The sequence below is a fragment of the Leifsonia sp. NCR5 genome (assembly GCF_002105485.1).
Lineage (GTDB): Bacteria > Actinomycetota > Actinomycetes > Actinomycetales > Microbacteriaceae > Leifsonia.
Window position 1 is genome coordinate 1 of the sequence record NZ_NCSR01000040.1, and the last position, 18,075, is coordinate 18,075.

General features: G+C 71.3%; 13 protein-coding genes. 6 read left to right on the forward strand and 7 right to left on the reverse strand.

Features of this window, described 5'->3' with window-relative positions:
* A partial coding sequence (locus B7438_RS19470; protein WP_179150885.1) for a PucR family transcriptional regulator ligand-binding domain-containing protein occupies positions 1–974 on the reverse strand: 974 nt, incomplete at its 3' end.
* 93 nt (positions 975–1,067) lie between these two features.
* On the opposite strand from B7438_RS19470, the gene B7438_RS19475 reads away from it, so the two are divergent.
* The 4 genes from B7438_RS19475 (at position 1,068) to B7438_RS19490 (ending at position 6,133) form a co-directional block, all read left to right on the forward strand.
* Complete coding sequence (locus tag B7438_RS19475) at positions 1,068–2,552, forward strand: CoA-acylating methylmalonate-semialdehyde dehydrogenase (RefSeq protein ID WP_085371340.1); 1,485 nt, start codon at positions 1,068–1,070, stop codon at positions 2,550–2,552.
* Positions 2,553–2,627: 75 nt separating this feature from the next.
* A complete protein-coding gene (locus B7438_RS19480) occupies positions 2,628–4,040 on the forward strand; it encodes an aspartate aminotransferase family protein (RefSeq protein WP_085371341.1) in 1,413 nt (470 codons plus the stop codon).
* A gap of 19 nt (positions 4,041–4,059) precedes the next feature.
* Positions 4,060–5,163, forward strand: coding sequence for an NYN domain-containing protein (locus B7438_RS19485; protein ID WP_085371342.1), 1,104 nt, complete (start codon positions 4,060–4,062; stop codon positions 5,161–5,163).
* A 34-nt stretch (positions 5,164–5,197) separates the two neighbouring features.
* Positions 5,198–6,133 (forward strand): NADP-dependent oxidoreductase, encoded by a 936-nt coding sequence (locus B7438_RS19490; protein ID WP_085371343.1) that lies wholly within the window; start codon positions 5,198–5,200, stop codon positions 6,131–6,133.
* A gap of 19 nt (positions 6,134–6,152) precedes the next feature.
* Here B7438_RS19490 and B7438_RS19495 read toward each other — a convergent pair whose 3' ends face one another.
* Genes B7438_RS19495 through B7438_RS19505 form a run of 3 tightly spaced genes read right to left on the reverse strand, consistent with a single transcriptional unit; the run spans position 6,153 to position 7,140 of the window.
* A complete protein-coding gene (locus tag B7438_RS19495) occupies positions 6,153–6,440 on the reverse strand; it encodes a DUF4287 domain-containing protein (protein ID WP_085371344.1) in 288 nt (95 codons plus the stop codon).
* Between the two features lie 3 nt (positions 6,441–6,443).
* Entirely contained in the window at positions 6,444–6,776 is a 333-nt protein-coding gene (locus B7438_RS19500; RefSeq protein WP_085371345.1) for a hypothetical protein, read from the reverse strand.
* A gap of 4 nt (positions 6,777–6,780) precedes the next feature.
* Positions 6,781–7,140, reverse strand: coding sequence for a hypothetical protein (locus B7438_RS19505; RefSeq protein WP_085371346.1), 360 nt, complete (start codon positions 7,138–7,140; stop codon positions 6,781–6,783).
* Positions 7,141–7,262: 122 nt separating this feature from the next.
* Here B7438_RS19505 and B7438_RS19510 point away from each other — a divergent pair, with 122 nt between their 5' ends.
* Entirely contained in the window at positions 7,263–7,508 is a 246-nt protein-coding gene (locus tag B7438_RS19510) for a hypothetical protein (protein WP_085371351.1), read from the forward strand.
* 6 nt (positions 7,509–7,514) lie between these two features.
* Here the strand turns inward: B7438_RS19510 and B7438_RS19515 are convergent, their stop codons facing one another.
* A complete protein-coding gene (locus B7438_RS19515; RefSeq protein WP_085371347.1) occupies positions 7,515–7,994 on the reverse strand; it encodes a nucleoside deaminase in 480 nt (159 codons plus the stop codon).
* A 43-nt stretch (positions 7,995–8,037) separates the two neighbouring features.
* Between B7438_RS19515 and B7438_RS19520 the strand changes: the two genes are divergently transcribed.
* Positions 8,038–9,459 (forward strand): MFS transporter, encoded by a 1,422-nt coding sequence (locus B7438_RS19520; protein ID WP_085371348.1) that lies wholly within the window; start codon positions 8,038–8,040, stop codon positions 9,457–9,459.
* A 101-nt stretch (positions 9,460–9,560) separates the two neighbouring features.
* Here the strand turns inward: B7438_RS19520 and B7438_RS19525 are convergent, their stop codons facing one another.
* Positions 9,561–14,357, reverse strand: coding sequence for a hypothetical protein (locus B7438_RS19525; protein ID WP_085371349.1), 4,797 nt, complete (start codon positions 14,355–14,357; stop codon positions 9,561–9,563).
* Positions 14,354–18,075, reverse strand: a 3,722-nt coding sequence (locus B7438_RS19530) for a hypothetical protein (protein WP_218775189.1), incomplete at its 5' end; no start/stop codon positions are given. The genes B7438_RS19530 and B7438_RS19525, both read right to left, overlap by 4 nt.

Consider the following 18,075-nt stretch of genomic DNA (forward strand, 5'->3'; position numbering starts at 1 on the left):
CCGCTCAGCACCCGCCCCGCCACCGGCAGCCCCGACGCCTCGAAGCGCGCCACCAGGCCGCTCTCGCTGGCGAAGCGGCGGCCGAGCAGCGCGCCGAGGAGGCGGTCGTGGCTCTGTCTGGTCCACTCGTCCGCATCCCGGTCGGCGAGCCTGCTGAGGGCGAGGGCGACCGCCGCCTGTTCGAGCACGTTGGAGCGTCCGGCCGGATGCGGGAGGCCGGGGAGCGCGATGAGGTGGCCCCAGCGCATCCCGCGCGCCTCGATCGGGGTGATCAGCCAGCGTTCGTCGCCCGCGCCGCGGTGGGCCCGGCGGGAGCGCTGCTCCCAGTCGGCGAGCGCCACCTCGGCGGCGTCCACCCCGGACGCCGCGATGACGCGGTGGTTGAGGTCTTCGAGCACGACGGGGGCGCCCAGCGCCCTCGCCGCCTCCGCGACGATGAAGTCGGCCGGGCTGCCGCGCAGGCTCAGCTCGGTGAAGAGGGCGTGGATCTCGTCCCTGGCGCGCAGGGCGACCATCTGGTCGGCGATGATGCGGGAGTGCACGGCCTCGGTGATCGCGATGAACCGCACCTCCCTGTGCAGCACGACGAAGGGCATCCCCGAGGCGCGGAAGCCGTCGACGATGGCGACGGGCGGCTGCGGCATCCTGTCGCTCAGTTCGAGCACCAGGCCGGCGATGCCGCCCTCCGCGAGTCCGGCGGCGAGCGCCAGCAGCGCGTCGTCGTCCGTCGGCCAGCCCGCTCCCGTCGAGAGGAGCAGTTCGCCCCCACTGACGAGCCGCGCGCTCTCGGCCGTCTCGGAGACGTGCACCCAGCGCACCGGGCGGTCCAGGCCGTCCTCCCCGGACAGCACCTCCGGCAGGGCGCGGGCCACATCGTCGAAGCGCAGGATCTCCCGGATGGTCGGCAGCACGGCCGATGAGACAGCTTCCGGACGATCTGTCTCGCCCGCCGTCAAGCTCCGACGATCTGGCATCGCCCACCCGCTTCTTTCTCTGTCAGCATTGGGATGCAAGCCTACTGTTTTCCTCCGGGCAGTTCGTCCGGAGCGTTCCGAAGGAGAATGCCTGTGGCCCTCATCCGTCACCTCATCGACGGCGTCGAGCACGGCGAGCCCGTCCGCACCGGCCCGGTGTTCAACCCGGCGACCGGCGAACGGCAGCACGAGGTCGTGCTCGGCAGCGTCGCCGACGTCGAGGCCGCCGTTTCGGCAGCGAGAGACGCCCTCCCCGGGTGGCGGGCGACCAGCCTCACCAAGCGTGCCGACGTGCTGTTCCGGCTGCGCCACCTGCTCACCGAGCGCTCCGCCGAGCTCGCCGCCATCGTCACGAGCGAGCACGGCAAGGTGCTGTCCGACGCCGCCGGTGAGATCGGTCGCGGGCTCGAGAACGTGGAGTTCGCCTCCGGGCTCATCGCGCAGCTGAAGGGCGAGTTCAGCCAGCAGGTGTCCACGGGCGTCGACGTGCACAGCGTCAAGCAGCCCGTCGGCGTGGTCGGCTGCATCACGCCGTTCAACTTCCCGGTGATGGTGCCGCTCTGGATGGTCGCGAGCGCCATCGCCTGCGGCAACACCGTCGTCCTCAAGCCGAGCGAGAAGGACCCGAGCGCGTCGGTGTTCCTGGCCAGGCTATTCCTGGAGGCCGGCCTGCCCGCCGGGGTGCTCAACGTGGTGCACGGCGACAAGGTCGCGGTCGACACCATCCTGGACAGCCCGGACGTGGATGCGGTCAGCTTCGTCGGCTCCACGCCGATCGCCCGCTCGATCTACCAGCGCGCGAGCGCGAACGGCAAGCGGGTGCAGGCGCTCGGCGGCGCCAAGAACCACATGGTGGTGCTGGCGGACGCCGACATCGACGCGGCAGCGGATGCCGCCGTCTCCGCGGCATACGGATCGGCCGGAGAGCGCTGCATGGCGGTCAGCGTGCTGGTCGCGGTCGGCGACGTCGGCGACCGGCTGGTGCCCGCCATCGCCGGCAGGCTCGACGCGCTGGCGATCGGTGACGGCACAGACGCCGCCAGCGAGATGGGCCCACTGATCACCGCCGAGCACCGCGACAAGGTCGCCTCCTACGTGGCCGGAGCAGAGGCGGAGGGCGCGACCGTGGTGGTCGACGGCACCGCGAAGCAGTTCGATGGCGACGGCTTCTTCATCGGCGTCAGCCTGATCGACCACGTCGGTACCGGGATGCGCGTCTACACCGACGAGATCTTCGGCCCGGTGCTCTCCGTCGTGCGCGTCGCCACCTACGAGGACGCCGTCGCGCTGGTCAACAGCAACCGGTACGGCAACGGCGTCGCCCTGTTCACCCGCGACGGCGGCGCGGCCAGGCAGTTCGAGTTCGACGTGGAGGTGGGCATGGTCGGGATCAACGTTCCGATCCCGGTGCCGGTCGGCGCGTACTCGTTCGGCGGCTGGAAGGACTCGCTGTTCGGCGACTCCCACATCTACGGGCCGGAGTCGTTCCACTTCTACACCCGCAGCAAGGTGGTCACCACGCGCTGGCCCGACCCGCTGCACTCCACGATCGAGCTCGCCTTCCCCGGCAACTCCTGACCGGCGACTCCGCACCGGCGACCACTGACCGGCGCACGCGCCGACCGCACCCCCAGCACCAACAGGACGGACAGCATGACCGACACCACCGCATCCACCGCACGCACCGGATTCCTGGACAGGCACGGCGTCGAGCATCCCTTCGGCGACGGCGCGGCCGAGACGCAGGTGCGCTCCGACGACCGCGGCCACGTCTTCCACTCGTGGAGCGCCCAGGCGCGGATCGACCCGCTGCCGGTCGCAGCGGGCGACGGCTCCACCTTCTGGGACTACCGCGGCACCGCCTATCTCGATTTCAGCTCGCAGCTCGTGAACCTGAATCTCGGCCACCAGCATCCGGACCTGGTGCGCGCCATCCAGGAGCAGGCGGGACGGCTGGCGACCATCCAGCCGTCGATGGCGAACGACGTGCGCGGCGAGCTGGCCAGGCGGATCGCCGGGGTCGCGCCCGGCACGCTGAACAGCGTGTTCTTCACCAACGGCGGCGCTGACGCGAACGAGTACGCCGTGCGGATGGCACGCAGGGTGACCGGCCGCCGCAAAGTGCTGTCGATGTACCGCTCGTACCACGGCGGAACCGGTGCGGCCATCGCGCTGACCGGCGACCCGCGGCGCTGGGCGAATGAGCCGAGCGACCCGTCCGTCGCCCACTTCTTCGGCCCGTACCTGTACCGGTCGGCGTTCCACGCGACGACGCAGGAGGAGGAGACGCAGCGCGCGCTCGAACACCTGGAGAGCGTGATCGTGCTCGAGGGCGCTGCGACCGTCGCGGCCATCGTCATCGAGACCATCGTGGGCACCAACGGCGTGCTCGTGCCCCCTCCCGGCTACCTGGCCGGGGTGCGCGCGCTCTGCGACCGCTACGGGATCGTGTACATCGCCGACGAGGTGATGGTCGGTTTCGGCCGGATCGGCGAGTGGTTCGCGGTGGACGCGTTCGGGGTCGTCCCCGACCTGATCACCTTCGCGAAGGGCGTCAACTCGGGGTACGTGCCACTCGGCGGCGTCGTCATCTCGGGCAGGATCGCGGCGTTCTTCGACGACGTGGCGTTCCAGGGCGGGCTGACGTACTCCGGGCATCCACTGGCCTGCGCAGCCGGGGTGGCGACGTTCGAGGTGTTCGAGCGCGACGGCATCCTGGAGCGGGTGCGCGATCTCGGCGAACGCGTGGTCGAGCCGACGATCACGGGCTGGCTGGACACGCACCCGTCGCTCGGCGAGGTGCGCGGTCGCGGGTTGTTCTGGGCACTCGAACTGGTGCGCGATCGCGACACCAGGGAACCGCTCGTGCCGTTCAACGCCGCGGGGGCGGACGCCGCCCCGATGGCCGAGCTGGCGGCCGCCTGCAAGGCGGAGGGGGTGTGGCCGTTCATCCACTTCAACCGGATGCACATCGCGCCTCCGCTGGTGATCGGCGAGGACGACCTGCGGCGCGGACTCGCCGTGATCGACGCCGCACTGACGGTCGCCGACCGCTACGCCCAGTGATCGGCGTTATCGTTGGGCCATGACCGAACCCGGAGACGGCCGCGTCGCCGTGTACATCGACTTCGACAACATCGTGATCTCGAGGTACGACCAAGTCCACGGCCGCGGCCAGTTCATGCGCGACAGACAGAAGGCGGCCGGCAAGACCGACCCCACCTTCACCGCAAAACTCGCTGAGGCGACCGTCGACATCGGCGCGGTGATCGACTTCGCCTCGTCGTTCGGCACGCTGGTGCTCACCCGCGCATACGCGGACTGGTCGGCAGCGGTCAACGCCGACTACCGCGGGCAACTGGTCGGCCGCGCCGTCGACCTCGTGCAGTTGTTCCCCGCCGCCGCGTACGCGAAGAACGGCGCGGACATCCGGCTGGCCGTGGATGCGGTCGAAGACCTGTTCCGCCTGCCCGACCTCACGCACGTGGTGATCGTGGCGGGAGACTCCGACTACATCGCGCTCGCCCAGCGCTGCAAGCGCCTCGGCCGGTACGTGATCGGCATCGGCGTCGCCGGGTCGACCAGCAAGTCGCTCGCCGCGGCCTGCGACGACTTCGTGACGTACGACGATTTGCCGGGAGTTGCCCGGGATGAGGACGCGGAGTCCGTCGAGGTGACAGCTCCGGATGCGCCTCCCGCGGCCGGGCGCGCCGCATCCGTCGTCGAGCCGGTCGCCGTGGGAAGTGCGGCCTCGAAGGCTTCCGCGGCCGACACGGCCACCGTGACCGACGCGGCAACCGAGCCCGCAGCCCCGAAGCGGCGCCGGTCCACCAAGGCGGCCGCGCAGGAGCCCGCTCCGGAGCCCGTCGCTGAGCCGGCCCCGGAGGAGCCGGTCGAGGAGGAGCGGGAGGACCCGCAGCTCGTCGCCACCCGGCTGCTCGCCCGCGCCATGCAGCTCGGCCACGAGAAGGACGACGCCGAGTGGCTGCACAGCTCGACGGTCAAGGGCCAGATGAAGCGCATGGACCCGTCGTTCAGCGAGAAGTCGCTCGGGTTCCGGTCGTTCAGCGATTTCATCAAATCGCGCAGCACACTGGTCGAACTCGACGACAGTTCGACAGCGCAGATGCTGCGGCTCGCACCGACGAGGGCGGCGCGCCGCGCTCAGCATTCCGGTCGCGTGTCCTGAGCCGGCGTTCAGGTCGGGGGAATTGGATATGGCTATGGCACGACGTTGGGTGGCGACACGCTGGGGCGGACTGGACGGCTGGGAGTTCCAGGAGGTGGAACTCCCGCAACCCGGGCCGGGTGAGGTGACGATCCGGGTGACCGCGGCCGGCGTGAACCCCGCAGACTACAAGCACGTCTCCGCGCCTCGACCCGGCCTGGAGCTTCCGGCCCCCATCGGCTACGAGGTGGCGGGCGTGCTGTCCGCGGTCGGCCCGGACACCGAGATCGCGTCGGGAGGAGGGGCCGTCGGGGATGCGGTGGTCGCCTTCCGCATCGCGGGCGGATACGCCACCGAGGTGATCGTGCCGGCGGCCGATGTGTTCGCGAAGCCGCCGCGGCTGGACGACCCTGCGGCGGCGAACCTGCTGCTCGCCGGTTCGACCGCGTCGCAGATGCTGCACACCGTCGGTGTGCGGGCCGGGGAGACGATCATCGTGCACGGCGCATCCGGTGCCGTCGGGGTGAGTGTGCTGCAGCAGGCCGCCGAGCTCGACGTGCACGTGATCGGAACGGCGAGCGAGGCCAGATTCGCCGAGGTCCGCCGGTTCGGCGGCACACCCATCGCCTACGGTCCCGGACTGCTGGACCGGGCGCGCGAGGCCGGTCACGGGCACATCCGGGCCGCGCTCGACTGCGTCGGCACCGACGAGGCGATCGACGTGTCTCTCGAACTCGTGGCCGACCGCAACCGCATCGTCACCATCGTCGCCGCCGCCCGCGCGGCCGAGGAGGGCTTCCATGCCATCAACGGCGCCCAGCCGGAGAGTGCCGCATACCGGGACAGCGTGCGGGCCGACCTGCTCGCCCTCGCCGGGAGCGGACGCCTGCAGGTGCCCGTGGCGCGCACATACCCGCTCGCCGAGGCGATCGAGGCGCTGACGTTCCTGAAAGACGGGCACCCCGGCGGGAAGATCGCCCTGCTGAACTGAGCAGCGGCGAACGCCGGCCCTAGGCCGGTTTGCTCGCCTTGCCGTCCAGCCAGAGCGTGTCGGACTCGTCCCGGTGGGCGGTGTCCACCCCGACGAACTTCGCGTCGATCTTCGGACCCTTGGTGATGACGTGCACCAGCGCCATCCCGTGCCCGCGACCCAGGTCGAAGTCGGTCTTCAGCCACTCCAGGATCGGTCCGGCCTTGGTGTCCTCGCCGAAGCCGTGCTCGTGCGCCAGCGCAATGAACTCGCGCGGCGTCTTGCCCGTCTTGTCCTCGATGTTGTCGAGATATGCCTGGAACGACATGCGTCAGCTCTCCCTCGCGTGGGCGTTCAGATGGGCGGCGGCCTGCTCCTCCGGCATGATGACCATGCCGCCGGTGCGCTGGCTCGACTGCAGCAGCGCCTCCATCCACTGCTCGTTCAGTGTGGGCGGCCTGCTCCCCGCGAACACGAACGCCATCGGGATCTCGCGGCTGACCCAGAGGCTGATCCTGCCGCCGCCCTGCTCGGGCGGGATCTCCCAGTTGAGCAGGAAGCTCTCGTGCCTGCGCAGCTTGGTGACGAGCGCGATCTTCACGTGCGAGAGCACGCGGTCGTCGAACTCGAACTCCTGGCCGTGGCCGTAGATCAGCTTGCCCATCCGGTCACTCCGATCGTTTCGAACGCGCCGCCCGGTATGTGCCCTCCGGCACCTCCTGACGGATCTCGGCCCGCAGCTCGTCTTCGAGCAGGAGACCGGAGTTGCTGTTCGCGCGCTCCGTGAGAATGGTCAGCCACTCACGGTTCAGCTCGGGCAGCTGCGTGTGCGTGAACGCGAACTGGATGCTGATCGACGGGTCGAGCCAGATGGATCGCAGGCTGCCGTCGACCCCTGACCGGTCCACCCACAGCAGAAGGAACCCTTCGCGGCGGCGCAGTTTGGTCGCTATCACTGCCTGCAGGTGTGCGAGCACGCGATCGTCGAACGTAAAGCTGTCTGTCCCGTCGTAGATCAGTGTTCCCAATTAAGTTCCTCTCCGGGGTCCACTTTCGCCTCCGGGAGGCACCTCGTCAAGTCGGATCGCTGTTTCACTTCCGTGCGCGTTTCTCCGCGTGTCGGCGCCCGGGCGGACGTATGCTCCGCGACATGGACGCTCTCACGCGAACCATCAAAGCGGCCCTCCTCTACGAGGACGGGGCGACCCTCGACAGTGTCGTCGTCGTCCCGCTGATCGGAGGCTGCCCTCCCGGGGAGATCCGGGTGGCGACGACCTTCGCCGGCGCCTTGGCCTACGACGTCTACGAACTGGACGACGACGAGGAGTTCTCGTCGATGCCCGCATATCCGTACAAGGCGACGGTGCCGGTCACGACCGCCGACCTGACCGACTGACCCGCCCTATCCGGCCACCGAACGCTGCAGCAGCCTGCGCACCTCGTCGTCGAACGGCGCAACGGGACCGTCCACCGGAACCCCCGGCGCTACCGTCTGGATGGGGAGCGCGCTCACCGCGGAGACCGGGGCGCCCCAGGATGCGCGCCACCCGCTGATCTGCTCCGCCGACGCGGCGTAGACGATCCGCCCGAGCCCGACCCAGGCGTGCGCCGCCGAGCACATCGGGCAGTGCTCCCCCGACGTGTAGACGACTGCGGCAGCACGCGCATCCGGTGACAGGTTCCTGACCGCCCAGCGCGCGAGCTCGAACTCGGGATGCAGGGTCTCGTCCCCGCCGCCGACCCTGTTGCGGTCTTCGGCGAGCACCGCGCCGTCCTCGCCGACGAGGACCGACCCGAACGGCTCGTCCCCCGCATCCAGTGCCTCGGCCGCGAGCTGCACGGCCCTCGTCAGGTGGCGCCTGTCGTCGTCGCTGATGCCCATGCCGCCACCATAGCCCCGTGGTCGTCGCCGCTGTCGTCGTAGGCTGGAGGGCGTGACCGAAGCCAGACGCCCGGGCGCCGCCGTCGCAGCGCTCAGCGTCGGGACGCTGCTGAACCCGCTCAACTCGTCGATGATCGCGGTGGCGCTGGTATCGCTGCAGCACAGCTTCCGGGTGGACATCGCCACGGTCACCTGGGTCATCACGTCCTTCTACCTGGCGTCGGCCGCCGGCCAGCCGCTGATGGGACGCTTCGCCGACCGGTTCGGCCCACGACGACTGTTCCTGTTCGGGATGCTCGTGGTCGCCGTCTCCTGCGCGCTCACCCCGTTCGCGTCCTCCTTCGTCGCGGTCTGCGCCGGACGGGTGGCTCTCGCCATCGGCACGGCGACGGCGTTCCCGTCCGCCATCGCGATGCTGCGGTCGATCACGGCGGCGGCTGCGAGCGGCGGCGGCGGTGGCACAGCGTCTCGGGCGGCGACACCGCGGCTGCTCGGGCGCATCCAGATCGCCAACACCTCGGGGGCCGCCATCGGGCCGGTGCTCGGCGGGGTGCTGGTGACGTTCCTCGGCTGGCAGGCGATCTTCTGGGTGAACGTCCCGATCGCCGCCGTCGCGTTCGCCGGGGTGTGGCTGTTCGCGCCGCGCGACCCCGAGCGCGTGAAGGCTCCGCTGCGGCAGGTGGTGGCCGAGTCGGACATCCCGGGCATCGTCGCGTTCGTGACGGCGCTGGCGACGCTGCTGGTGTTCCTGCTCGACCTGCGGCCGCAGCCGCTGTGGTGGCTGCTGCCGGTGAGCATCCTGGCCGGGGCGCTGTTCGTCTGGCGCGAGCTGCGCACCGCCCATCCGTTCCTCGACCTGCGCCTGCTCGCGGCGAACCGGCGGCTGCTGATGGTCTACCTCTGCTTCGCGGTGTTCAACGTGGTCTACTACTCGGCGTTCTTCGGCCTGCCGCAGTACCTGCAGGAGTACGGCGGATATTCGGCGGGCATCGCCGGGCTGCTGATGTTCCCCCTCGCGGCGGTGACGATCGTCGCCACGCCGTTCGCGGCGCGCGCCATCGAGCGCGTCGGCGTGCGCACCACACTGCTCTGGGGAGCGTCCGCGCTGATCGTCGGAGCCGGGCTGCTCGCGGTCGGGGCGACGACGACGGCGCCGGTCGTGGTGCTGGTGCTCACGGCCGTGCTCGGCGTGCCGTACTGCGTGGTGAGCATCGCGATGAACCAGGCGCTCTACTCGGCGGCCAGGCCGCAGGATGCGGGCGTCGCGGCCGGGATCTTCCAGACCTCACGCTACGTCGGGGCGATCGTGGCGACCACGATGCTCGGGCTGCTGTTCACCGACGGGACGACCGCATCCACGTGGCTGGCGGCGGTGGGCATCGCGACCGGGCTCGCCGTCGTGCACCTGGCGCTGCTCGTCTTCGTGCGCCCGCGCGGCACGGCGGAGGCCGCGCCCGCTCCGTAACACCGGAGATCGCGGCCGACACGCCGCCGCGAACTCCGCAACACCGGAGATCGCGCGCGACGTGCGCCGCGATCTCCGCGCGAGCGGAACCCGCCCCCGCGCTACAGCTCCACGTCGGCCGCGAACACGAGGCGCTGCTCCCAGACGCGCCCATCCGGGTAGACGCGCGTGTCCTCCGGGGCAGGCGGGTCGCCGGGGAAGCGTTCCCACTCCTCCACGTGCACGCGCCAGCCCGGGTTGTGACCCGGCCTGCTGAGCGGGATCACCACTCCGGCGTCCAGCTCGCCGACCCAGGCGCCCTCGAAGGCGTTCGCTCCCGTGCCGCGCAGCACCAGCTCGCCGGTCGCCACCGTGCGCCAGCCCAGATCGCCGCCGATCGCCGGGTCGACGGTCTGGATGCTCGCCACCAGCAGCCGGTTCTCGTCCGCCGGGCGCGCGAACGCCCCCTCCAGCCCGAACCGCGGCGCCGTGGTGTCGCGGGTGAGCCCGCGCGTCCCGCTGACCACCACCCTGACGTGCGTATCGTCCGTGCGGCTGACGCTCGCGATCCGTTCGGGCGTGAGCTGCACGAAATCGCAGCGCACCGGCGACGACAGGTGCTCCCCGGCGACGCTGTCCGGCTGGTAACGCGCCACCGCGAGTCGCACGAACGGCCAGAACGCCGTGCCGGGGTCGATCGCGATGTCCACGAACCAGAGCTTCCGCTCCGCGCTGTACTGCGGCCGGTAGCCGACCGCGAGCACGTTCCTGTCAGTGACCCCGGCGGGGAGTGGGAGAGATACAGCCGGGGTCACCGGTCGGCCGGGACGCGGCTCGTCGTCGATGCCGGAGGCGTGTAGCAGATCGTCCAGCTGCAGTGTCTTGAGCGGCCGGGCAGCCACGGGGGCGCTCAGCCAGATCGGGTCGCCGCCCCACTGGCTCACGTACGGGAAGCCCGTGCCTGGGTCGTCGGCCGGTTCGCCGAAGGCGTCGTTCCCGTTCGCCGCGAGCAGCACCGCGAGCAGCTCGCCCTCCCCGCTGGAGTACCACGGGCGCTGCAGGTAGATGCGCACCCCGGCCTGCCTGGTGACGCGCCGCGCCATCGGCTGCTCGGGTTCGACGCCCTCGTTCCAGCGGAACAGCGGAAGCACCGAGTGGATGAGCGGAGCGGCAGGGCGCGCGCTCGACGGCACGGAGACCTCCACCGTCTCCCCGATCACGCTCGCGCCGTCGTCCAGCGGATTCGCCGGATCGCCGCGCAGCAGCTCCGGCGCGAAATACTCGCGGAACCGCGTCGCCGCCCGGAAGAAGTACGAGACGCGGCGGTGCTTGGTGTCCGCGAACCGGTGCGTGGACTCGTGGGTGCGCAGCGGACCGTAGCCGGGAAGCGTCACGACCGCGTCGTGCCCGGCGAGCACCGCCACCTGCTCGTCGGCGACGATGGCCGTCGTGAACGCGATGGCGTCGGTGTGGCTGGTGGACGGCGCATCCTGAGCGATGTCGTCGACCGGCTCGTCCCACGACGCCTGCGCGGTGATGCTGTCCGTGCTCTGCCCGTCGACGTCGACCCCGCCGAACAGGAACGCGGAGGTGTCCCCCGGCACCCGGAAGGCGTGCAGCACGGTCGGCCGCGGTGCGACGAGCGGGCGGGGCACGGCGTGCACGAAGGTGAGATCCTCGAACGGGGTCAGCCCCCACAGCCAGCCGTCGACAGCGGCCTCGCGCACCTCCGGCGTCTGCTGAAGCACGGCGGCGAAGCTGCGCCAGACCCCCAGCCAGTCGAGCCGGGAGCGCACGAGGCTGCTCGCCAGCCGCGCCCGCTGCACGTCGCCCGGCGGAAGCACGAACCGGATGCGGCCGCCCGCGACGGCGGAGTCGAGCACGTCGCCGCCCTCCAGCGACAGCAGGAACGGCTTCCGCTCCGGCCAATCGCCCCGGTATGCCGCGGTGAACCCCTCCGTGCCGAACGGGAAGCGGATGGTCCTGCCCGCACCCGCCTCCGGGAACACGAGGCTGACGCCGTCGGCCAGCGGGTCCGGCAGGTACGGCAGCTCCAGCTCGTCGACGTCGTGCACCACGTACTGCCCTGGTGCAGGCGCGTCCCCCGGTCGCAGGCGCAGCCGCTCGACCGCCGGGTCGGGATCGGGGAGCTCCCCCGGCCGGAGGGCGAGCATCCTGAGCCCGTTGGCCGGGGAGGGCACGGGCTGGCTGCCGTCCGGTTCGAGGGTCTGACTGAGCAGCGCCATGCCCGGTTGCTGGATGCGCGCGCCGACCGTGGAGAGGTCGGCCACGTCCACGTCGAAGAAGCTGCCGTTCTCGCGGAGGATCGCGGCGAGCGCCTCCCGTTGCGCTGCAGCACGCTGCGCCGCGGTCTGGCCGTCGCCGATGGCTGCGTCGAACTCGCCGTGCTGCTCCGCCTGGATCTGGCTGGTCTTCGGTGCAGCCAGGTGGCGTTCGGTGTCTGCGCCGTAGCCGTGTGCGGCGTCGACGCTCGCCGCGTATGCCGCAGGCTCCGTCACAGTGATCGCGAGCGTCCCCGGATCCTGGGTCACGCCGGAGCGCACCACGAGCACACGCAGAGACTCCCCCTCCGTGAAGCGGCGGCGCGGCACCAGGGCCGGAGACGGGACGGGGTCCCAGCGCAGGAACGGGACGAGCGGGGTCACCTTCTTCATCGCGGCGCGGAGCGCTGCGGCGACCACGGCGGGGTCGAGCGCGACACCGGCGCCGCCCTGGAACTCGGGCTGACCGGTGAGCTGGGCGGCGGCGACGGCGGCGAGCCGCGACGGGTCGCGCGTGATCGTCGGCTCGGCGAACGGGATCGCGGGGTCGACGACGGCCGCGGCGAAGGCTGCATCCACGAGGCTGCGGCGGTCGGCGGCTCGGCCGAAGGCGGCCGGGTCTGCCGGCACCGTCGCCCGCACCCGTCCGAGCAGCCCGTCGATCACCGCACTCGGCACGGCGCCGGTGGGCGCGACCGCGAACACTCCGCGCAGGGTCTCCGCCGCATCCGGTTGCCTGTCGTCGGCCTGCATGGTCTCCTCGGTCGTGAGCGCCGCGTCCTCCACCGCGAGCCGCGCCTCGTGCAGCGCGGCCGTCCCGTCGCGCAGCCCGGACAGCACCGGCCCGATCGTCGCGCCCGGTGCGTCGAAGAGCGGAGGCGGCACCGTCTGCAGCCCGGCGAGCAGCACCTCGGGCGGCGGTCCAGGCGGGAGCGGCTGCGGGTTGAGCTCGTCGGCGCGGGTGTTGCCGGCGAGGTCGACCTGCCAGGCGCGGAACGCGTACGACCGCCCGAACCGCAGCCGCGGCAGCGTTCCGGGGGCCACCCGGTTGGCGAAGCGCAGTGGATGCGTCGGGTCCGGCACAACGTCCGGCACGTCTTCGACCACCTCCACCGTCTGCTCGCGTCCGTCGACCACCTGCTGCTCGTTGCGCACGCGCTTGCCCGGCCGAGGAGCGGACAGGCTCCAGCCCTCCCAGCCGAACACCGCCTCGTGCACGTTCACCGGGTTGGCCGGATCCCCCGGCGTCTGGTTGGCCGCCGTCCCCTGGATGAGCCCCTGCTCGGGGAGCGCCGTGAACACCGGGGTGTACGTGCCGTCGTCGTGGCGGGCGTCGATGTCGGCGAGCCGGGCGTGCAGCGACGACCATGTACGCACGGTGTCGTCCCAGACCTCCACGCGCATCCCCCGGGTGACCTGCTCGGTGAACAGGTCGGGCACGGCCGTGGTCTCCAGGGCGGCCTGGTGCGCCAGCTGGTCTTTCGCGCTCTGCGCCTCCTCCGCGCGGGAGACGGTCAGACCGCTCGCGCGCATCGCAGGGGTGGCGGCGTTGACCGGGTCGTCGTTGTCCTGCACGTGCAACAGCCGGGGCAGCGTCCAGAGGAACCGCTCCGTCTTGAGTGCCGTGCCGTCGGCGTCGAGGTCGAGCACCGAGAACAGGCTGTCGTCGCCGATGGCGAGCGATCCGTCGATCCAGTCGCCGGTCTGCGCGACGGTCACGAACGTGCCGTCGCCGAGAGCGCGGACGAACACGTGCGTCGGGCGGCACGCCGCGGCGTTCCCGCCGACCGTCAGCACCGCGGTCAGCCAGCGCGACGAGAGCAGCCTCGCCGGGTCCGTCACCCGCAGGTCGATCACCAGCCCGGTCTTCCTCAGCAGCGCGGGGTGGTCGCCGATCGTGCCGACCCGCTCGTGGAACTCCGGGCCCTGCCGAGGGAGACCGACCGGCTGGGTGTCCGGCACCTCCTGATACGGCTGCGCGGACTCCGGCCGCTCGTAGTACCGCCTGGCCCGGTGCAGCTCGCCGAGAGCGCGCAGGAACCAGTCCTCGTTGGCGGCGATCCTCCGCGAGATCTCCTGCGGCTCCGCGTCCGTCTCGATCGACTCGTCCAGGAACGCCGTCAGCCTGGCCTCGTCGAACTCGGGCCTGCGGCGGTCGTCCCCTCCGTGCACCGGCCAGCGCTGCGCCATCCCGAGCGCCTGCTGGGCCAGTGGATGCGCGGACGGCGCGGGCGGGCTCGTCGGGTCGGACAGCACGGTCGCCAGGTGCACCAGCTTGCCGATGTCGTGCACCGACCGCGCGGAGAACCCGCGCCACCTGTTCTGGTCGAGCCGAGGGACGGGGTTGCCTCTCACCGGGGTGTCCGGAGGGAAGATCGTGTCCCAGACGCCCGCATCCGGTGCGAGCGCCGCGGTGGTCGCGACGGTGCAGTCGATGGCGCCTGCGTCGTCGGCGAGCTCGATCGTGAGCCCGTCGAGCACCTGCGCCGCCCAGTGCGGGAACAGCGCGAACGTGTCCAGCCTGGCGGTCGCGGCATCCGGCACCAGCTTCGGGCTGACGAACACCGAGACGTGGGCGTCGGCGTCTGGCCTCGTCGACCGAGGGAGCACGGTCGTCATGAATGTCTCGGTGCTCATGCCTGCACCCCTTCCGCGCCGAATGCTTCGCAATAGTCGCTCCACGCCGGCGATGTGCCGTCCGGCTCGCACATCACCTCGCGGAAACTCGGGTCTCCGTTCGAGCCGGCGAACTGCCGTTCGGCGCTGATCTGCACGGAGGCGGAGAAGAACAGCACCTTCACCTGCACCGTGATCGTCGCCCGGCCGATCATCTTGCCGGTGTTGAACTGGTACACGAGCTCCATGTAGAGCTCGATCGACGCGGAGATGAGGCCGAGCACATCCACCTCGCCGCGCAGCCGGAAGTAGCCGGTGAGCGAGCCGGCGTCCGCCTCCAACCGGATGTAGATCCCGATCATCGCCGAGATCGACCCGGAGGCGACGCCCAGGTCGACGGCGAGGCACGCCCCGGCCTCCAGCCCGATCTCCAAGATCTCCAGCTTCTTCGGCCCGATGCGCATCCCGAACCAGCCCCCGCCGCCGAGGAACACGACGGCGAGCGTGAACGGCCGCTCCCTGGTGCAGAAGTTGAACCCGACGGTGACGCTCTTGCCGAGGAACGGCACCTGCACGTCGGCGCCGAGCGACATGTTCGACAGGTTGAAGACGCCGATGGCCACGTTCGGCAGCGCGAGGGTGAAGCCAGCGCTCAGGCCGGACGGCGACACGTCCAGGAACGGCGGATCGGAGAACCCGTCGAACGGGATCAGCTCCTTGATCACCTCAACGAACGAGAGCAGGCCGACGAACTTCAGGTCGCCCAGCACCACATCCACGTCGGTCTTGCCGTTGGAGCCCGCCTTGAACGACATGTGCTCGAACGGCACCCGGATGAGCGGGGCGCCCGGCAGGAGGTTCAGCTGGAAGTCGCGCAGCTCGGCGAGCACGTCCACCGTGACGTCGCCGGTCGCGCTCGCCCGGCCGTCGATGGCGATCACCAGGCTGTCCTTCTGCAGGCTCAGGATGGGGTCTCCCGCCGGCCACGACCGCATCTCCGGCTTCCACTCGAACCGGAAGCGCACCTGCGGGCTGTCGGAGGCGAGGCCGCGGAGGAAGTCGATGGCCTTGAGCGCGGCATCCACGTCGGCGACGATCGGGTCGATGGCCTTCTTCAGCGACGCCAGCTGGTTGGCGGCGAACACCGGGAGGCCGCCGATGGCGAGCACCCCGTCGAGCGCGGCGCCGAGCTGCCCGATGGCGCCCTGCAACTCAGCGGGCGTGACGGTCGGCGGCGACGCCACCGCTCCGGCGAGCTGGCCGGGGAACGCGGTCACGAGCGACACGATGGTGTTCTTCGACGCCAGCACGCTGTCCCGGATCGCCGTGGCCTTCGCCACCGCGTCCTGCGAGCGGTCGGCCGCCTTGTCGACGGCGAGCTGCGCATCCCGCACGGCCTGCTCGACCGCATCCCGCAGCCGCTGCACGTCGTCGAGGAAGCCCTCGATCAGCTGCACCGCCTGCGAGACGACCTTCGGCAGGGCGAGCGGCTCCCCGGTGACCGCCTCGATCACGTCGACCAGATCGACCAGCCCGAACAGCTTGGGCAACGCACCCTTGAGGTAGTCGACGGGGTTGAAGTCGAGGTCGATGGCGTTGTCGATGTCGCCGACCGGGCCGGACAGGGCGGAGACGCCGCGGATCGGCAGGTTCGGCGCGACGAACCCGCCGCCCTTGTCCGTGCCGCTGGTCGAGCCGGCCCCGCCGAACGACAGGGAGGGCAACGGGATGCCGTGCGCGGTGAGGTCGGGGAAGTCCGCTGCCGTGATGGTCCCGTCGTCCGCCAGGACGTTCGCCCACACCTGGCCGGGGTTGCCGGCGTCCAGCCCGGTGGAGAGGAACTGCTTGGCGTACGAGACCGGCAGGCTCGGCGTGGCGGACAGGTGCTGCACGGCGGGGAGCACCACGTCGGCGGAGCTCATCGTCGGGGTCGACGAGCCGACCACCGGGGTGCCGAGCAGCCGGACGGTCTGCGTCTCCGCCTGCGCGTCCCCCGATCCGGTCGACGGGCGCGGCGCGAACGCGATCCGCTGTCCGTGCGCCGCCACCTCCCTGTCCGGGTCGGTGTCGTATTTGGCGTGGATGACCGTGGCGAAGTCGGGCGGCTGCACGGACTCGCTCACCCACAGCATCGGGAAGCTCAGCCGGATCGGCTGCGTGTCCCTGTCGACGGTGTTCACCACCCAGCGGAATCGCTGCCCGCCGATGGTCGGCCAGAACGACGAGTTCTCCTGCACGCCGGGGTCGTCGATCACCGGGGTGACGGACGGCTGCAGCTCGATGGACGCGAACGGGAAGTCCCGCTGACCGGCGTAGCTGCGCGTGCGCTCCAGCAGCACGATGAACTTGCGCTGGTACAGCCCGGCGTACGACCCGCCGGTCGCCGCTTTCATCTTCCGCTCCGTTACCTTGATCAGCGCCGCCTTGTGTCCGAGCGGGAACAGGTATCCCGGATATGCGACGCGCACGTACTGGTCCCGGCCGAACGGAGCCTGGTGGTCCCAGGCGAGCACCGAGGCGAGACCGGCGAGCGAGTATGGCAGGGTGGGCCAGGCACCGTGCAGGTCGAGGGTCGCGCCGAGCCCGGACAGCCACAGCGCCTTCGCCCCGACCGGGAGAGGGTCGATGCGGCTTCGCCGGTTTTTCGCCAGCCACGACTCGGAGGTCTGCCGCACCAGCCGGTGCCGGTCTGCGGCGTTCAGCGACGCCCGGAACGGCGCATCGCCGCCGAGCGGGGGGACCGTGAACGCGCCTCCCGCCTGGTCGATGGCCGCCGACTGCCACTGCGCGGCGGTGACGCTGTCCCTGTCGCGCGTCCAGATCGCGCGCACCACCCGGTGGTCGGCGTCCCGCTCATCCGGTGCTGCCGGGTCGTCGGAGGCGACCCCGAGCCGCGAGTGCCACAGCTCGACGAACCCGGGAGCCGTCGCACTGGGCACGGGTGAGACGGCGTGCGCCCAGCGGCCGTCTGCGGTGGGCGAGATCATCAGCCGGAACGGAGCCTCGATGGCGGTCTGCCCGCGATCCGGCTTGTCGCTGAGGATGGGGCGGGTGCGCGGCAGGTTCCCGAAGCCGCCGCCCAGGATCGGGCCGTCCAGGATCGGGCCGCGCGGCACGGCATCGACCAGGTCGCCGTCGAGCCCGCCGAGCTTCACCCCGTCGGACACGACCGGGCGGACGGCGGACAGGGAGGCGCGCACCTGCCCGAGCGCCTTCGCGTTCGAGACGAGGTTGTCGAGCGTGACAGGACCGGCGACCTTCCGCTGCTGGGCGGCGGTCACCGTCTCCAGGACGACGCTGCCGCCGGTGAGCGTGGCGACGATCCCCTTCCCGACGACGACGCGCTGCTCGAACCCGCCCGCCTTCGCCCCTGCGCCCTGCTGGGCGGCGGCCGGGTTGTCCCCCGCGTTCCACGGGGCCGGCGCTGTTCCTGACGGCGCGGCCAGGGGATGCAGTACAGGCTCGAGCCGGGTGATCGCAGCCAGGATGCCCTCCGACGTGAACGGGATGCTCTCGCCGTCCGGAACCGCGAACACCAGCCGCGACCCGCGCGCCGGACGGTGCCCGACGATCGGATGCACGGTCGCGCCCGGCGGGGAAGGCGTCGCCGGGTCGGCGATCGGCTTCCCGGTGACGGGGTCGACGATGAGCGCCGGCGGACCGGTGGGCGCCTCGTAGAGCGCCTCCTCGTGCAGGTGCTGGAACGCGAAGTCGACCGTCATGGTGGACGGGTGGGCGG